The sequence below is a fragment of the Enterobacter cloacae complex sp. IR5441 genome (genome assembly GCF_049238215.1).
Lineage (GTDB): Bacteria > Pseudomonadota > Gammaproteobacteria > Enterobacterales > Enterobacteriaceae > Enterobacter > Enterobacter hormaechei_C.
Window position 1 is genome coordinate 1 of the sequence record NZ_JBMKIA010000016.1, and the last position, 16095, is coordinate 16095.

The following is a 16095-nucleotide window of genomic DNA, read 5'->3' on the forward strand; positions in this document are numbered from 1 at the left end:
TTCGCACATCTTGTTGTCTGATTATTGATTTTTCGCGAAACCATTTGATCATATGACAAGATGTGTATCCACCTTAACTTAATGATTTTTACCAAAATCATTAGGGGATTCATCAGTGCCTGGCGTCAGGGAAAAGTGGGTGTGGTGACAGGGTTTTATGCCACGGCGTACAGTTTTTTGAAGTATTTCAAGGCTTGGTATCAGGATCGGGAAAAGAGAGAGTCCGTTGCAAAAGAGCAGTCGGACTCTTATCTGGCAGAATAGGCGTTAGCCGATCAGGCTTTTTTTCCCCAACCCTGCCACTGTTGCTGGACGTATTTAACCAGTGTACTGCTGCTGATGCTTTCGCCAATCACCGAGAAGAAGCGGGTTGCATAGACCGGTTCAGGCGGCTGTTTCAGCGTGCAGTTCTTCACGCCGCGGAATGGATTACGCGGCTGCGTTGCGGGTGGTTGCGCGCTACCCGGACGAGAAGTATCCACCTGAGGTTCATTGAGCAGATCGCTCGGACGCACCAGCGTAATATCGGCGGGTAAGCCCGGCAACATTTGCTGCAAAACGCGAACGGTAGACGGATGCGGATGCCCAATGGCAATCGCCGAACCGTTACGGCGCGCCAGCTGTACCGCGCGGTTAAACTGCACGCGGATATCCGCTTCGTTCTGGGAGTCGTCCAGGAATACTTTGCGCTTGATGACTTTTACACCTGTCCCCTGAGCGGCACGCATCGCCTGGCTGTTGCCGATGGTCATGCTGTCGAGGAAATAGAGATTGTAACGCTCCAGCGCCTGCATCACTTTCAGCATACCGTACAGGCTGGAGGTCATCGCGCTGCCCATATGGTTATTCAGACCCACGGCATACGGCACTTTATTGTACGCATCGCGGATGATGCGATCGATCTCGTCGCTGCTCATGTCCGGGCGCAGGGTATCTTTTTCCAGCGGCTGCTTGCTGAGGGGGGCCATCGGCAGATGGATGAGGACCTGATGGCCGCCATTGTGCGCTTTGGTCGCCATTTCATGCGCGTGAGGCGCATTAGGCAGGACGGCGACAGAGATGGCTGACGGCATCGCCAGCACCTGATTTTCATAGTGCGGACGATAACCGAAGTCATCAATCACAATCGCGAGTTTGCCTGCATAAACCGGTGCAGCCAGCGCCAGTGCGCTGACTACGGAAACAACAATTCGACGAAATTGAAGCAAAACCTATCTTCCCAACCACGGCTGTGGATTGACCGCCTGACCCTGACGACGAATTTCGAAATAGAGTGACGGGCGGCCCTGACCGCCACTGCTGCCCACAAGGGCAATGGGTTGACCCGCGCGCACCTGGGTGCCAACGCTGACCAGCGCGCTCTGGTTGTAGCCGTAAAGACTCATGTCGCCTTTACCGTGTTCAACCACCACCACGAGCCCATAACCCTGTAGCCAGTCGGCCAGGATCACGCGGCCATCGGCGATGGCTTTCACTTCGCTACCTTCAGACGCACCGATAACGATCCCCTTCCAACGTAGCTCACCCTGCAACTGTTCGCCATAGCGATGCAGGATCGTACCGCGAACGGGCCAGTAAGCCTGACCACGCGGGGAGCCGAGGCCGCCGGTACGCGACATCAGGGAACGTTCATTTTCAGTCGGTTTGTAGGTGGTGCCTTTCCGGGAGGCTTCCTGCTGCTTATTACGCACCGCCTGCGCTTCACGCGCTTCTTTTTCGGCGCGCGCTTTGGCCGCGGCTTCTGCCCGGGCAATGCTGTTACGCAGTCTGGATTCGTTGGCGCGCATTTCGCTCAGCTGGCTTTGTCCTGCCTGGATAGAGGACTCCAGCCCGGCGAGCGTCTTCTTACGCTCATTGCGCGCCTGCTCAAGCTTCTCCTGCTGCGCCTGCTGATCGTAGAGCAGCGTTTGCTGCTGGCTCTGCTTCTCTTCCAGCTCGGCTTTTTGCGTGGTGACTTCTTCGCGCGTCTGTTTCAGCTGCGCAATGGTCTCCTGACGCGCCTGGTTTAGATAGCCGAAATAGGCCTGTAAACGCTGACCACGCTGGCTCTCTTCACCGCTGAGGATCAGCTGAAGGCCTGTGTGCTCACCCTGACGGAAAGCAGCATCAAGCTGTGCAGCAAGGTTCCGCTCCTGGGCATCGCGCTGACGCTCCAGTTTCGCAATCGACGCGTTCATTTCATCGATTTGCTTATTGAGCTGGGCAAGGGTGTTTTGTGTTTCACGCAGCTTACGCGCGGCGGCGGAAATGGCCTCTTCCTGCTTTTTAAGCTGGGCGAGCAGGGTGGCGCGCTGCTGCTGTTGCTGACGTACCGCACGCTCTTTGGCGGCGATATCGGCCTGAATGGATTTAAGCTGATCGCGGTCATCCGCGTGGGCGGATGCGGCGCACAGCAATACGCCAGCGCTGAGTGCGCTGGCGCAAAGCAGAGGTCTGACTGATAACCGAAGCGGCTTCACGACCCATGTGATTGAAAAAATCGCCTTTCCCCTCATGGGGAGCGATTATTCCACGATGAACAGCGGCTTGCCAGTCATCTCTTCAGGGATTTCCATACCCATCAGCGACAACATGGTTGGCGCGATGTCGGAAAGCTTGCCGCCTTCCACAGCTTTCACTGATTTATCACCTACATAAATCAGTGGAACAGGCAGGTTGGTATGGGCGGTATGCGCCTGACCGGTTGCCGGATCACGCATCTGTTCTGCGTTACCGTGGTCAGCGGTGATCAGCAGCTGGCCGCCCACGGATTCAACCGCTTTCGCGACCTGCTCAACGCAGTGGTCCAGCGCTTCAACCGCTTTAACGGCTGCTTCCATCACGCCGGTGTGGCCCACCATGTCGCCATTCGGATAGTTACAGATGATGGTGTCGTATTTACCGCTTTCGATCGCGGCCACCAGTTTTTCGGTCAGCTCCGCAGAGCTCATTTCTGGCTGGAGATCGTAAGTGGCGACTTTCGGCGAGTTAATCAGGATGCGGTCTTCGCCTTTAAACGGCTCTTCTACGCCGCCGTTAAAGAAGAAGGTCACGTGCGCATACTTCTCAGTTTCGGAGATGCGCAACTGCGTTTTATCGTTTTTCGCCATCCACTCGCCGAAGGTATTTTCCAGGGAAGCGGGTGGATACGCGCATGGGGCTTTGATATCCGCTGCATACTCGGTCAACTGGATGAAATCGATCTTCGCCACTTTCTTACGGGCGAAACCGTCGAAATCGCTGTTGACGAAGGCGCGGGTGATTTCGCGCGCGCGGTCAGCACGGAAGTTCATGAAGATCAGCGCATCGCCATCTTCCATGGCGGCATCGGCCTGGCCTTCAGCGCGGATCACGGTTGCCTTCACAAATTCGTCGTTTTCATCACGCGCGTAAGCCGCTTCCAGGCCTTCAACGGCGGTCGGGAACTGGAACTCACCTTTTGCCAGGGTCAGCAGATCATAGGCTTGCTCAACGCGGTCCCAGCGGTTGTCACGGTCCATGGCATAGTAACGGCCAACGATGGACGCCACGCGGCCTTTGCCCAGTGCGGCAAATTTATCTTCAAACGCTTTAAGAGAACCTTTTGCGCTGCGTGGCGGCGTATCGCGACCATCCAGGAAGGCGTGCAGATAGATTTTTTCCGCACCGCGCTCGGCGGCCAGTTCTACCATCGCCATGATGTGATCTTCGTGGCTGTGAACGCCGCCCGCAGAGAGCAGACCCATAATGTGAACGGCCTTACCTGCGGCAACGGCTTTATCAACCGCTCCGGTGAGCGTTGGGTTGGCAAAGAATGTACGTTCTTTGATTTCAACGTCCAGGCGCGTCAGGTCCTGATAAACGATACGGCCCGCACCCAGGTTAACGTGACCCACTTCAGAGTTGCCCATCTGACGATCCGGCAGACCCACTTCCAGGCCAGACGCATCAATCAGGGTGTGGGGACGTTTTGCCCATAGCGCATCCATAACCGGGGTTTTGGCGTTGAAAATGGCGTTATCCTGTTGATCTTCACGGTAGCCATAGCCATCCAGAATCACCAGTACCATAGGTTTTTTAGAAACCGACATTGCGACAACCTCATGCTCAAGAGACAAAAAATTTGCGTAATTTTACTACAGCTGAATCGATAAAATAGCCGCAGAAGATCAAAGAAAGCGCGGGGGCAATGCTGTTCTCAGGCCATTTTGAGGCTTTTTTTACGTGGCATGCCGCAGAAAATAGATTAGCTTTATGTCGCTGGCTGTATTTGCCACAGCGCACAGGTATACTCCTGTCCTGGTTTTTTTAATCACTTAGTCGGGAGTTGTTACCCCCCATGCAAGAAATTATGCAATTCGTTAGCCGCCACCCGGTTCTGAGCATCGCGTGGATTGGCCTGCTGGTCGCTGTACTGTTCACCACATTTAAGGGACTGACGTCTAAAATTAAGGTGATCACCCGCGGTGAAGCGACACGTCTGATCAACAAAGAGGACGCCGTGGTTGTCGATCTGCGTCAGCGCGACGATTTCCGCAAGGGCCACATCGCAGGTGCTATCAACCTGCTGCCAGCGGAAATTAAAGCGAACAACATTGGTGAGCTGGAGAAGCATAAAGCCCAGCCGATTATTGTTGTTGACGGCACTGGCATGCAGGCGCAGGAATCTGCCAGCGCACTGCATAAAGCAGGCTTTGAAAACGTAACGGTGCTGAAAGAAGGCATCTCCGGCTGGAGCGGGGAGAATCTTCCTTTAGTGCGCGGTAAATAAGGAGTTAAGTGATGGCCAATATTGAGATCTACACCAAAGCAACGTGCCCGTTCTGCCACCGAGCGAAAGCGCTGCTGTCCAGCAAAGGCGTAACGTTCAAGGAACTGCCGATCGATGGTGACGCGATTAAACGCGAAGAGATGATCCAACGCAGTGGTCGCACAACGGTTCCACAGATTTTTATTGATGCGCAGCACATTGGCGGCTGTGATGACTTGTATGCGCTCGACGCTCGTGGCGGACTCGATCCGCTGCTGAGCTAGAGACTTTAGGACAATTAAAAAGGGTTTTTCCATGTCAGAACAAAACAACACCGAGATGACTTTCCAGATCCAGCGCATCTACACCAAGGATGTCTCTTTCGAAGCGCCAAATGCGCCGCACGTTTTCCAGAAAGACTGGCAGCCAGAGGTTAAACTTGATCTGGATACCGCATCCACCCAGCTGGCGGATGATGTGTATGAAGTCGTACTGCGTGTCACCGTGACCGCCTCTCTGGGCGAAGAAACCGCATTCCTGTGCGAAGTTCAGCAGGGCGGTATCTTCTCCATCGGCGGCATCGAAGGCAACCAGATGGCGCATTGCCTGGGTGCATACTGCCCGAACATCCTGTTCCCGTATGCCCGTGAATGCATCACCAGCCTGGTTTCTCGCGGTACATTCCCGCAACTGAACCTTGCGCCAGTAAACTTTGATGCGCTGTTCATGAACTATCTACAGCAGCAGGCTGGCGAAGGTACCGAACAACATCAGGATGCCTGATGAGCACTGTTAATGCGTCAATGACTGTGATCGGTGCCGGCTCTTACGGCACCGCTCTTGCCATCACCCTGGCAAGAAATGGTCACGACGTGGTCCTGTGGGGCCACGATCCAAAACATATCGCGACGTTGCAACACGACCGCTGCAATGTGGCGTTTCTCCCGGACGTTCCGTTCCCTGACTCCCTGTATCTGGAAAGCGACCTCGCGACCGCGCTGGCGGCCAGCCGCAATATTTTGATTGTGGTGCCAAGCCATGTGTTTGGCGAAGTCCTGCGTCAGATTAAGCCGCTGATGCGTGCGGATGCGCGTATTGTGTGGGCGACGAAGGGGCTGGAAGCGGAAACCGGACGTCTGTTGCAGGACGTTGCCCGCGAAGCGCTGGGAACAGCGATCCCGCTGGCGGTGATCTCCGGGCCGACGTTTGCCAAAGAGCTGGCTGCGGGCTTGCCGACGGCGATTTCGCTGGCGTCCACCGACCAGGCATTTTCCGACGATCTTCAGCAACTGCTGCACTGCGGCAAAAGCTTCCGCGTGTACAGCAACCCCGATTTTATCGGCGTGCAGCTGGGCGGCGCGGTGAAGAACGTCATTGCCATCGGGGCCGGGATGTCTGACGGCATCGGTTTCGGCGCGAATGCGCGTACTGCGCTGATCACCCGTGGCCTGACCGAAATGTCCCGCCTGGGCGAAGCGCTGGGTGCCGATCCGGCCACCTTTATGGGAATGGCAGGGCTGGGCGACCTGGTGCTGACCTGCACCGATAACCAGTCCCGTAACCGCCGCTTTGGCATGATGCTCGGACAGGGCAGCGATGTAAAAAGCGCGCAGGAGAAGATTGGTCAGGTGGTTGAAGGCTATCGCAATACCAAAGAAGTTCGCGAACTGGCGCACCGTTTCGGTGTTGAAATGCCAATAACCGAGGAAATTTATCAGGTATTGTATTGCGGAAAAAATGCGCGCGAGGCAGCATTGACCTTATTAGGTCGTGCGCGCAAGGACGAGCGCAGCAGCAATTAGCCGGGAAGTATCGTCACCTGAATGACCCAGCCAGCGCAGAACTGGCTGGTCATTAACTATCGTCTGGAGCAAGCAATGCCGTGTGAAGAACTGGATATCGTCTGGAATAATATTAAAGCCGAAGCCCGAGCGTTGGCCGACTGTGAGCCCATGCTGGCCAGTTTCTATCACGCGACGCTACTTAAGCACGAAAATCTCGGCAGCGCCCTGAGCTATATGCTCGCCAATAAACTGGCTTCCCCTATCATGCCTGCTATTGCGATTCGCGAGGTGGTGGAAGAGGCCTACGCCGCAGATCCGGAGATGATTGCTTCTGCCGCCTGCGACATCCAGGCTGTGCGCACGCGAGACCCGGCGGTGGATAAATATTCCACGCCGCTGCTGTATCTCAAAGGCTTCCACGCCTTACAGGCGTACCGCATCGGCCACTGGTTATGGAATGAGGGACGCCGCGCGCTGGCCATCTTCCTGCAAAACCAGGTTTCCGTGACCTTCCAGGTCGATATTCACCCGGCGGCGAAAATTGGCCGCGGGATCATGCTCGATCACGCCACCGGCATTGTTGTTGGTGAAACGGCGGTGATCGAAGATGACGTGTCGATCCTGCAATCCGTTACGCTGGGCGGTACCGGTAAAACCAGCGGCGATCGCCATCCGAAAATTCGTGAAGGGGTGATGATTGGCGCGGGCGCTAAAATCCTCGGCAATATTGAAGTCGGACGCGGCGCGAAGATTGGCGCGGGGTCGGTTGTGCTCCAGCCTGTACCGCCGCACACCACCGCCGCTGGCGTCCCGGCGCGCATCGTCGGTAAGCCAGACAGCGATAAGCCGTCGATGGATATGGATCAGCACTTCAACGGTATTCACCACACCTTCGAATACGGCGACGGCATCTGAACCCCGGAACAGCCAAATAAAAAAGCCCGGTGAGTCAATGCACCGGGCTTTTGATTAGTTGCGGTATAACACTTTGATAATGTGATAGCCGAACTGCGTATGCAGTGGGCCGGTTGGCTCCAGCACCGGGCAGGAGAAGACCACTTTATCAAACGCCGGAACCATCTGGCCCTGGCGGAACTCGCCTAAGTCACCACCGCGTTTGCCTGACGGGCAAATCGAGTGTTTCTTCGCCAGTTTGCCGAAGTCGGCGCCGTTTTTAATCTGTTCGAGCAGATCCTGTGCCAGTTTCTCTTCTTTAACAAGGATATGCAGTGCTGCTGCTGTTTTTGCCATGATCGTGCCTTGAGTCGACTAGTTTACGATCGGTATACTACCACGCGTTTTTCCTCCTCTCCCGACTTTCATTGAGTGATCATTTATGCGTTTAAACCCCGGACAACAACAAGCTGTCGAATTCGTCACCGGACCCTGCCTGGTGCTGGCGGGAGCGGGATCCGGTAAAACACGCGTGATCACCAACAAAATCGCCCACTTAATTCGGGGTTGTGGATACCAGGCGCGCCATATCGCGGCGGTCACCTTTACCAACAAAGCGGCGCGTGAGATGAAAGAGCGCGTCGGCCAGACGCTGGGCCGTAAAGAGGCGCGCGGGCTGATGATCTCCACCTTCCACACGCTGGGTCTGGATATTATCAAGCGCGAATACGCGGCGCTGGGCATGAAGTCCAACTTTTCTCTCTTCGATGACACCGACCAGGTGGCGCTGCTTAAAGAGCTGACGGAAGGGCTGATCGAAGATGACAAAGTGCTGTTGCAACAGCTGATCTCGACGATCTCGAACTGGAAAAACGATCTGATGACGCCGGCCCAGGCAGCGGCAAGCGCCAAAGGCGAGCGCGACCGCATCTTTGCCCACTGCTACGGTCTGTACGACGCGCATATGAAAGCCTGTAACGTACTGGATTTCGACGATCTGATCCTGCTGCCGACGCTGCTGCTTCAGCGGAATGAAGAGGTGCGCGAGCGCTGGCAGAACAAAATTCGTTACCTGCTGGTGGATGAATACCAGGATACCAACACCAGCCAGTACGAGCTGGTGAAGCTGCTGGTAGGGCAGCGTGCGCGCTTTACCGTCGTAGGCGATGACGATCAGTCGATTTACTCCTGGCGTGGCGCACGTCCGCAAAACCTGGTGCTACTGAGCAAAGACTTCCCGGCGTTGCAGGTAATTAAACTGGAGCAGAACTACCGTTCTTCCGGGCGCATCCTGAAGGCGGCGAACATCCTGATTGCCAATAACCCGCACGTCTTTGAGAAGCGCCTGTTCTCCGAACTGGGTTACGGCACCGAGCTGAAAGTGCTCAGCGCCAACAACGAAGAGCACGAAGCGGAGCGCGTAACGGGCGAGCTGATTGCCCATCACTTCGTCAACAAAACTGAATACAAGGATTACGCGATCCTCTATCGCGGAAACCACCAGTCGCGCGTCTTTGAAAAGATGCTGATGCAGAACCGCATTCCCTACAAAATCTCCGGCGGTACGTCGTTCTTTTCGCGTCCCGAAATCAAGGATCTGCTGGCCTATCTGCGCGTGCTGACCAACCCGGATGACGACAGCGCTTTCCTGCGCATCGTGAATACGCCGAAACGCGAGATTGGCTCTGCGACGCTGCAAAAACTGGGTGAATGGGCGATGACCCGCAACAAAAGCCTGTTCACCGCCAGCTTCGATATGGGGCTGAGCCAGACCCTGACCGGGCGCGGCTATGATGCCTTAACCCGCTTTACCCACTGGCTGGGTGAGGTGCAGCGTCTGGCAGAGCGCGAGCCTGTGGCGGCAGTACGCGATCTGATCCACGGCATTGATTACGAATCCTGGTTGTATGAAACCTCTGCCAGCCCGAAAGCAGCCGAGATGCGGATGAAAAACGTTAACCAGCTCTTCAGCTGGATGACCGAAATGCTTGAAGGATCTGAGATTGACGAGCCCATGACCCTGACGCAGGTGGTCACCCGCTTCACGCTGCGCGATATGATGGAGCGCGGCGAAAGCGAAGAAGAGGCCGATCAGGTTCAGCTAATGACGTTACATGCCTCGAAAGGGCTGGAGTTCCCGTATGTCTATCTGGTGGGGATGGAAGAGGGCTTATTGCCGCACCAGAGCAGCATTGATGAAGATAACGTTGACGAAGAGCGCCGTCTGGCCTACGTGGGGATCACTCGTGCGCAGAAGGAGCTGACGTTTACGCTGTGCAAAGAGCGCCGTCAGTATGGTGAGCTGGTGCGCCCGGAGCCGAGCCGTTTTCTGCTGGAGTTGCCTCAGGACGATCTTATCTGGGAGCAGGAGCGTAAAGTCATTACCGCTGAAGAGCGTATGCACAAAGGGCAGGCAAACGTGGCAAACATTCGCGCGATGCTGGCAAAAGCCAAAGAGAAGGGATAACTATTTGCAGGCCGGGTAAGGCGAAGCCGCCACCCGGCACGCTTCAAAGGGTCACTTCACATCAAGCGCCCAGTGCACATAGCTCTGCCACTGGTACTCCTGCTCAATCAGTTCCGCCCCAAGCGGATGATCCTCAAGCCAGTTTTCCGGTAGCGTCAGCGTCAGTTTCTCATCGTCTGCCGCCAGCGTAATGGCTGGCAGCAAATCATCACGACGCCGGCTGGCAAACAGGATCGCCAGGCGAAGCAGACGACACAGATGCTCCGCCACGCGCGGCGGTACAGCGTTCTGCTGGTGAAGGGAAGAGAGATCGACGGCGTTAGTCTGATTTAGCAGCAGGGTGGCCAGCAGCTTCTTCTGGGCGGGCGTATAGCCCGGTAAATCGAGATTACGCACCAGCCAGGCCGCGTGCAGCGGTGCCTGCTTGTACTCCACGCTAAGACCAATTTCATGTAGCGCACAGGCGCTTAGCAGCAGATCGCGGCTTAACGGTTCAATATCCCAGCTTTTTTTCACCTGATCGGCAAACAGTGACGCCAGTTGACTCACTCTGTGTGCCTGGTCGATATCAACAATAAAGCGGCGCTGAACGTTACGCAGCGTACGGCTACGGATGTCCTGATCGACCGACTGGTGCAGCATTCCGTAGACCAGACCTTCGCGCAGCGCACCGCCTGCCAGGGTCATACACTGGATATTCAGTTCAGTAAAAATGGCGATCAGAATGGCGAGCCCACTGGGGAAAACCAGCGCGCGTTCGAGCGTCAGCCCTTCTATTTCAAGCTCTTCCAGACGACCACACTGGATGGCGCGCTGTTTAAGCTGCTGGAGTTTGGCAAGCGTGATCCGCTCGTCCATTCCCTGTGCCATCATGATTTCCTGCAACGCCTGAACGGTTCCGGACGCGCCGACACACACTTTCCAGCCGTGATAGCGCAGTTCGTCCATGACCGGGCGCAGGACCGCACGCGCCGCGTTTTCCGCCTCGTCAAAATTCTCTTTGGCAAGGTTTCGATCGGTAAAGTAGCGTTCCAGCCAGGTCACACAGCCCATCGACAGGCTGAACAGTGACGTCGCCTGCGCGCCTGTGCCCGTGACCAGTTCGGTACTGGCGCCACCGATATCGACCACCAGACGACGATCGTCGCCGCCGGTCGTATGCGCCACACCCTGATAAATCAGACGCGCTTCTTCTTCACCGCTGATGACCTGCACCGGGCAGCCCAGAATTTCCTGTGCTCTGGCAATGAAATCGCCAGCGTTAATCGCCAGACGAAGGGTCGCCGTGGCAACAACGCGAATTTGACTGAGCGGGATATCCTGCAAACGTTCTGCAAACAGACGCAGACACTGCCAGCCACGTTCCATGGCTTCCGGGGAGAGGTGATTGTCGCTGCTCAGGCCCGCCGCGAGGCGGACCTTGCGCTTAATGCGCGTCAGCGTTTGTATGCTTCCCGCCACCTCGCGCACAACCAGCATATGAAAACTATTCGAACCGAGATCAATTGCCGCATAAAGCGAGGTGGAGCTGAGCATATTTTTTAACCTGAACGACGACGATTACGCGGTGCACCGCCGGAACGACGCGGACCATTGCCGGAGCGTGGACGGGTAAGGCGCTTAGGTGGCGGCAGCTCGCTCAACAGCGCGTCCGGATTGTATTTGCTCTGTGGAATAGAGTGACCGATGTAGGTCTCAATGGCCGGAAGATTCAGCGCATACTCTTCACACGCAAGGCTGATGGAGTGACCGCTTGCGCCGGCACGACCGGTACGACCGATACGGTGTACATAGTCTTCACAGTCATCTGGCAGGTCATAGTTAAAGACGTGCGTCACGGCTGGAATGTGCAGGCCACGGGCCGCCACGTCGGTCGCGACCAGAATATCAAGGTCGCCACGAGTAAATTCGTCGAGAATGCGCAGGCGTTTTTTCTGCGCCACGTCGCCGGTCAGCAGGCCCACACGGTGACCATCTGCCGCCAGGTGACCCCAGATATCTTCACAGCGGTGTTTGGTGTTCGCGAAGATAATCGCGCGATCCGGCCACTCTTCTTCGATCAGGGTTTGCAGCAGGCGCATTTTCTCTTCATTAGAAGGATAGAAGAGCTCTTCTTTAATGCGGTGCCCGGTTTTCTGCTCCGGTTCTACTTCAACATATTCCGCATTGTTCATCTGCTCGAATGCGAGTTCACGTACGCGGTATGACAGGGTAGCGGAGAACAGCATGTTCAGACGCTGGTTTGCCGCAGGCATACGGCGGAACAGCCAGCGGATGTCTTTAATGAAGCCCAGATCGTACATGCGGTCTGCTTCATCAAGTACCACGACCTGGATTGCGCCGAGGTTGATATGGTTCTGTTTGGCGTAGTCGATAAGACGGCCGGTGGTCCCAATCAGGATATCGACGCCGCTTTCCAGCACTTTCAGCTGTTTATCGTAGCCGTCGCCGCCATAGGCCAGGCCAAGTTTCAGGCCGGTGGCTTGCGCCAGGGGCTCAGCGTCTGCGTGGATCTGTACCGCCAGTTCTCGCGTCGGGGCCATAATTAGCGCGCGCGGCTGGTTAACTTTGCGGTCTGCAATCGCCGGGTGAGAAAGTAAATAATGAAACGTTGACGTTAAAAACGCCATCGTTTTGCCAGTACCGGTTTGCGCCTGCCCTGCAACGTCGCGACCGGCCAGCGTCAGCGGCAGGGCGAGAGCCTGAATGGGCGTGCAGTTATGAAACCCTTTAGTTTCAAGGGCTTCGATCACCTTTGGGTGCAGGGCGAAGTCGGAAAACTTCTGTTCTGTTAAATGTGTTTTGCTCATAGTGTGGTAGAATATCAGCTTACTATTGCTTTACGAAAGCGTATCCGGTGAAATAAAGTCAACCTTTAGTTGGTTAATGCGACATCAACACGTCGTTGGTGGAGACAAAACCAACGTACCAGGCTTATTCCTGTGGAGTTATATATGAGCGATAAAATTATTCACCTGACTGACGACAGTTTTGACACGGACGTACTTAAAGCTGACGGGCTGATCCTCGTTGATTTCTGGGCTGAATGGTGTGGTCCTTGCAAAATGATCGCTCCGATTCTGGATGAAATCGCTGACGAATATCAGGGCAAACTGACCGTTGCCAAGCTGAACATCGACCAGAACCCGGGCACCGCGCCAAAATACGGTATCCGTGGCATCCCGACCCTGCTGCTGTTCAAGAACGGTGACGTGGCGGCGACCAAAGTGGGCGCACTGTCCAAAGGTCAACTGAAAGAGTTCCTGGACGCTAACCTGGCGTAAGGTTTCTCAGCTGAGCGTCCAGAGCGCCTAATTAACGGCGAGATCTGGACGCCCGGCTTTAGTCGTGCTAAGTTAGCTATGACTACGTTTTAAACATATCTTGTTGTTTGAATCTTGTTTTACCCGATACTTCCCGTTGTTAACTTAAACAGTGCGTGAAGTTGCTAGATTCCGGGCTTGTCACTCAATCCGTCTTGTCGTTTCAGTTCTGCGTTCTTTCCCTGTGACCAGACAGCGAACAGACATGAGGTGATGGCCGCTAAACAGGCATGGATGACCCTGCCATACCATTCACAACATTAAGTTCGAGAATCACCCCGAGTTTAAGAACCCACACCATTATGAATCTTACCGAATTAAAGAATACGCCGGTTTCTGAGCTGATCACTCTCGGCGAAAATATGGGACTGGAAAACCAGGCTCGTATGCGCAAGCAGGACATCATTTTCGCCATCCTGAAGCAGCACGCTAAGAGTGGCGAAGATATCTTTGGCGACGGTGTGCTGGAGATACTGCAAGACGGATTTGGTTTCCTCCGCTCCGCAGACAGCTCCTACCTCGCCGGCCCTGACGACATCTACGTATCCCCTAGCCAAATCCGCCGTTTCAACCTCCGCACTGGTGACACCATTTCAGGTAAGATTCGTCCTCCAAAAGAGGGTGAACGCTACTTTGCGCTGTTGAAGGTTAACGAAGTTAACTACGACAAACCGGAAAACTCCCGCAATAAGATCCTGTTCGAGAACTTAACGCCGCTGCACGCGAACTCTCGTCTGCGCATGGAGCGTGGTAACGGGTCTACTGAAGACTTAACTGCGCGTGTGCTGGATCTGGCATCGCCAATTGGTCGTGGCCAGCGTGGTCTGATTGTGGCGCCGCCAAAAGCCGGTAAAACCATGCTGCTGCAAAACATCGCGCAGAGCATTGCTTACAACCATCCAGACTGTGTGCTGATGGTGCTGCTGATTGACGAACGTCCGGAAGAAGTGACCGAGATGCAGCGTCTGGTGAAAGGGGAAGTGGTTGCGTCTACCTTCGACGAGCCTGCTTCTCGCCACGTTCAGGTTGCGGAAATGGTTATCGAGAAGGCGAAACGCCTGGTTGAGCACAAGAAAGACGTGATCATCCTGCTCGACTCCATTACCCGTCTGGCGCGTGCCTACAACACCGTGGTGCCGGCTTCCGGTAAAGTACTGACCGGTGGTGTGGATGCTAACGCCCTGCATCGTCCGAAGCGTTTCTTCGGTGCGGCGCGTAACGTGGAAGAGGGCGGTAGCCTGACCATTATCGCGACGGCGCTGATCGATACCGGCTCCAAAATGGACGAGGTTATCTACGAAGAGTTCAAAGGTACAGGCAACATGGAACTGCACCTTTCTCGTAAAATCGCAGAAAAACGCGTCTTCCCGGCGATCGACTACAACCGTTCCGGTACCCGTAAAGAAGAGCTGCTTACCACTCAGGAAGAGCTTCAGAAAATGTGGATCCTGCGTAAAATCATCCATCCAATGGGCGAAATCGACGCAATGGAATTCCTCATTAACAAACTGGCGATGACCAAAACGAACGACGATTTCTTCGACATGATGAAACGCTCGTAACGCAAATAATCCCAGTAAACGCCACGTTTTTACGTGGCGTTTTTTATTTATGGACTATACGCTATTACCACACACTCCCAATTTAGACCTGTCGGTGCGACAATAAGAAGGTTTGCACAGTCAAAGAAATAATTGATTGAAAAACATACAAAGGGAGTTGTGATGAGCCATCTTTAATCCTTCTGAGGCAGAGGCTTCATGGTTATACTTCCGGGACTAACATTTGTTGAGAGCAATCCATTGTGAATCTACTCACTGCTGTAACTGAGCTGATCAGTATTTTTTTATTCACAACCTGTTTTTTGTTCATTGCGCGCAAGGTAGCAAAAAGAATTGGGTTAGTGGACAAACCGAACTTCCGTAAACGTCATCAGGGGCTTATTCCGCTGGTGGGCGGCATTTCGGTATACGCAGGCATCTGTTTCACATTCGGGATCGCGGATTACTATATCCCCCATGCCGCACTCTACCTGGCATGTGCCGGTGTGCTGGTACTGATCGGCGCCCTTGATGATCGTTTTGATATCAGCGTGAAGTTCCGCGCGACGGTACAGGCGGCCATTGGCATCATTATGATGGTGGTAGGCGGCCTCTATCTAAGAAGCCTGGGCTACGTGTTTGGTCCCTGGGAGCTGGTGCTTGGGCCATTCGGCTTCTTCCTGACGCTGTTTGCCGTGTGGGCGGCTATCAACGCCTTTAACATGGTTGACGGTATAGACGGTCTGCTCGGTGGGCTGTCCTCTGTTTCGTTTGGCGCTATCGGCATCATCTTATGGTTTGACGGCCAGTACAGCCTGTCAATGTGGTGCTTTGCCATGATTGCCGCCATCCTGCCTTACATCTGCCTGAATCTGGGTGTGTTAGGGCGTCGCTATAAAGTCTTTATGGGCGATGCGGGCAGTACCCTGATTGGCTTTACGGTTATCTGGGTCCTACTGGAAACCACGCAGGGTAAAACGCACCCTATCAGCCCGGTAACGGCTCTCTGGATTATCGCCATCCCGCTGATGGACATGGTCGCTATAATGTACCGCCGTCTGCGTAAAGGGATGAGCCCGTTTTCTCCCGATCGGCAGCATATTCATCACCTGATTATGCGCGCCGGCTTCACGTCTCGTCAGGCATTTGTGTTGATTACGCTTGCGGCTGCTATTCTGGCTGCGATTGGCGTAGCCGCGGAATACGCACATTTCATTCCTGAATGGGTAATGTTGGTATTATTCTTGCTAGCATTTTTCATGTACGGTTACTGCATCAAGCGTGCATGGAAAGTCGCGCGTTTTATTAAACGTTTAAAACGCAGGATGCGTCGGAACAGTGGCAAAAACACAACATTAACTAAGTAAAACCGGGACTA

Annotated in this window: 15 protein-coding genes and 1 pseudogene; 10 read left to right on the forward strand and 6 right to left on the reverse strand. The window is 54.7% G+C overall.

Going from position 1 to position 16095, the window contains the following annotated elements; translation table 11 throughout:
- Nucleotides 1–108 precede the first annotated feature (108 nt).
- Nucleotides 109–264, forward strand: a pseudogene (locus ACOTX5_RS16740) (glycosyltransferase family 2 protein); the annotation flags it as partial.
- An 11-nt stretch (nt 265–275) separates the two neighbouring features.
- Here the strand turns inward: ACOTX5_RS16740 and ACOTX5_RS16745 are convergent.
- From ACOTX5_RS16745 to gpmM, 3 genes are read right to left on the reverse strand one after another with little or no spacing between them, the layout of a single operon-like run.
- Nucleotides 276–1208 carry a divergent polysaccharide deacetylase family protein gene (locus tag ACOTX5_RS16745; protein WP_017383607.1) on the reverse strand — a complete coding sequence of 311 codons (933 nt, stop codon included), beginning with the start codon at nt 1206–1208 and terminating at the stop codon, nt 276–278.
- Nucleotides 1209–1211: 3 nt separating this feature from the next.
- The gene (gene envC / locus ACOTX5_RS16750; protein ID WP_026094345.1) at nt 1212–2471 is read right to left on the reverse strand and encodes a murein hydrolase activator EnvC; all 1260 of its coding nucleotides are present in this window, start codon (nt 2469–2471) and stop codon (nt 1212–1214) included.
- A 33-nt stretch (nt 2472–2504) separates the two neighbouring features.
- Entirely contained in the window at nt 2505–4049 is a 1545-nt protein-coding gene (gpmM, locus tag ACOTX5_RS16755) for a 2,3-bisphosphoglycerate-independent phosphoglycerate mutase (RefSeq protein WP_017383605.1), read from the reverse strand.
- Nucleotides 4050–4297: 248 nt separating this feature from the next.
- Here gpmM and ACOTX5_RS16760 point away from each other — a divergent pair, with 248 nt between their 5' ends.
- The 5 genes from ACOTX5_RS16760 (at nt 4298) to cysE (ending at nt 7407) form a co-directional block, all read left to right on the forward strand.
- The gene (locus tag ACOTX5_RS16760; RefSeq protein WP_017383604.1) at nt 4298–4729 is read left to right on the forward strand and encodes a rhodanese-like domain-containing protein; all 432 of its coding nucleotides are present in this window, start codon (nt 4298–4300) and stop codon (nt 4727–4729) included.
- Nucleotides 4730–4740: 11 nt separating this feature from the next.
- Complete coding sequence (grxC, locus tag ACOTX5_RS16765) at nt 4741–4992, forward strand: glutaredoxin 3 (RefSeq protein ID WP_003860837.1); 252 nt, start codon at nt 4741–4743, stop codon at nt 4990–4992.
- A gap of 31 nt (nt 4993–5023) precedes the next feature.
- On the forward strand, nt 5024–5491 hold the full coding sequence (gene secB / locus ACOTX5_RS16770) for a protein-export chaperone SecB (RefSeq protein ID WP_014168079.1): 468 nt from the start codon (nt 5024–5026) through the stop codon (nt 5489–5491).
- Nucleotides 5491–6510 carry an NAD(P)H-dependent glycerol-3-phosphate dehydrogenase gene (gpsA, locus tag ACOTX5_RS16775; RefSeq protein WP_006812398.1) on the forward strand — a complete coding sequence of 340 codons (1020 nt, stop codon included), beginning with the start codon at nt 5491–5493 and terminating at the stop codon, nt 6508–6510. The genes secB and gpsA overlap by 1 nt, the downstream gene beginning before the upstream one ends.
- A 75-nt stretch (nt 6511–6585) precedes the next feature.
- Entirely contained in the window at nt 6586–7407 is an 822-nt protein-coding gene (gene cysE / locus ACOTX5_RS16780) for a serine O-acetyltransferase (protein WP_022646641.1), read from the forward strand.
- Between the two features lie 54 nt (nt 7408–7461).
- Here the strand turns inward: cysE and ppiC are convergent, their stop codons facing one another.
- Nucleotides 7462–7743, reverse strand: coding sequence for a peptidylprolyl isomerase PpiC (ppiC, locus tag ACOTX5_RS16785; protein ID WP_006812396.1), 282 nt, complete (start codon nt 7741–7743; stop codon nt 7462–7464).
- Nucleotides 7744–7828: 85 nt separating this feature from the next.
- Here ppiC and rep point away from each other — a divergent pair, with 85 nt between their 5' ends.
- Complete coding sequence (gene rep, locus ACOTX5_RS16790) at nt 7829–9853, forward strand: DNA helicase Rep (protein WP_015570023.1); 2025 nt, start codon at nt 7829–7831, stop codon at nt 9851–9853.
- A gap of 51 nt (nt 9854–9904) precedes the next feature.
- Here rep and gppA read toward each other — a convergent pair whose 3' ends face one another.
- A complete protein-coding gene (gene gppA / locus ACOTX5_RS16795; RefSeq protein ID WP_047727038.1) occupies nt 9905–11389 on the reverse strand; it encodes a guanosine-5'-triphosphate,3'-diphosphate diphosphatase in 1485 nt (494 codons plus the stop codon).
- A 5-nt stretch (nt 11390–11394) separates the two neighbouring features.
- Nucleotides 11395–12663 carry an ATP-dependent RNA helicase RhlB gene (gene rhlB / locus ACOTX5_RS16800; protein WP_006812393.1) on the reverse strand — a complete coding sequence of 423 codons (1269 nt, stop codon included), beginning with the start codon at nt 12661–12663 and terminating at the stop codon, nt 11395–11397.
- Nucleotides 12664–12807: 144 nt separating this feature from the next.
- Between rhlB and trxA the strand changes: the two genes are divergently transcribed.
- The 3 genes from trxA to wecA all read left to right on the forward strand — a co-directional run bounded on the left by trxA (nt 12808) and on the right by wecA (nt 16084).
- Entirely contained in the window at nt 12808–13137 is a 330-nt protein-coding gene (gene trxA / locus ACOTX5_RS16805; protein ID WP_006812392.1) for a thioredoxin TrxA, read from the forward strand.
- Nucleotides 13138–13478: 341 nt separating this feature from the next.
- Nucleotides 13479–14738, forward strand: a complete 1260-nt coding sequence (gene rho, locus ACOTX5_RS16810; RefSeq protein WP_001054528.1) for a transcription termination factor Rho — start codon at nt 13479–13481, stop codon at nt 14736–14738.
- Nucleotides 14739–14980: 242 nt separating this feature from the next.
- A complete protein-coding gene (gene wecA / locus ACOTX5_RS16815; RefSeq protein ID WP_047727040.1) occupies nt 14981–16084 on the forward strand; it encodes a UDP-N-acetylglucosamine--undecaprenyl-phosphate N-acetylglucosaminephosphotransferase in 1104 nt (367 codons plus the stop codon).
- Nucleotides 16085–16095 lie beyond the last annotated feature (11 nt).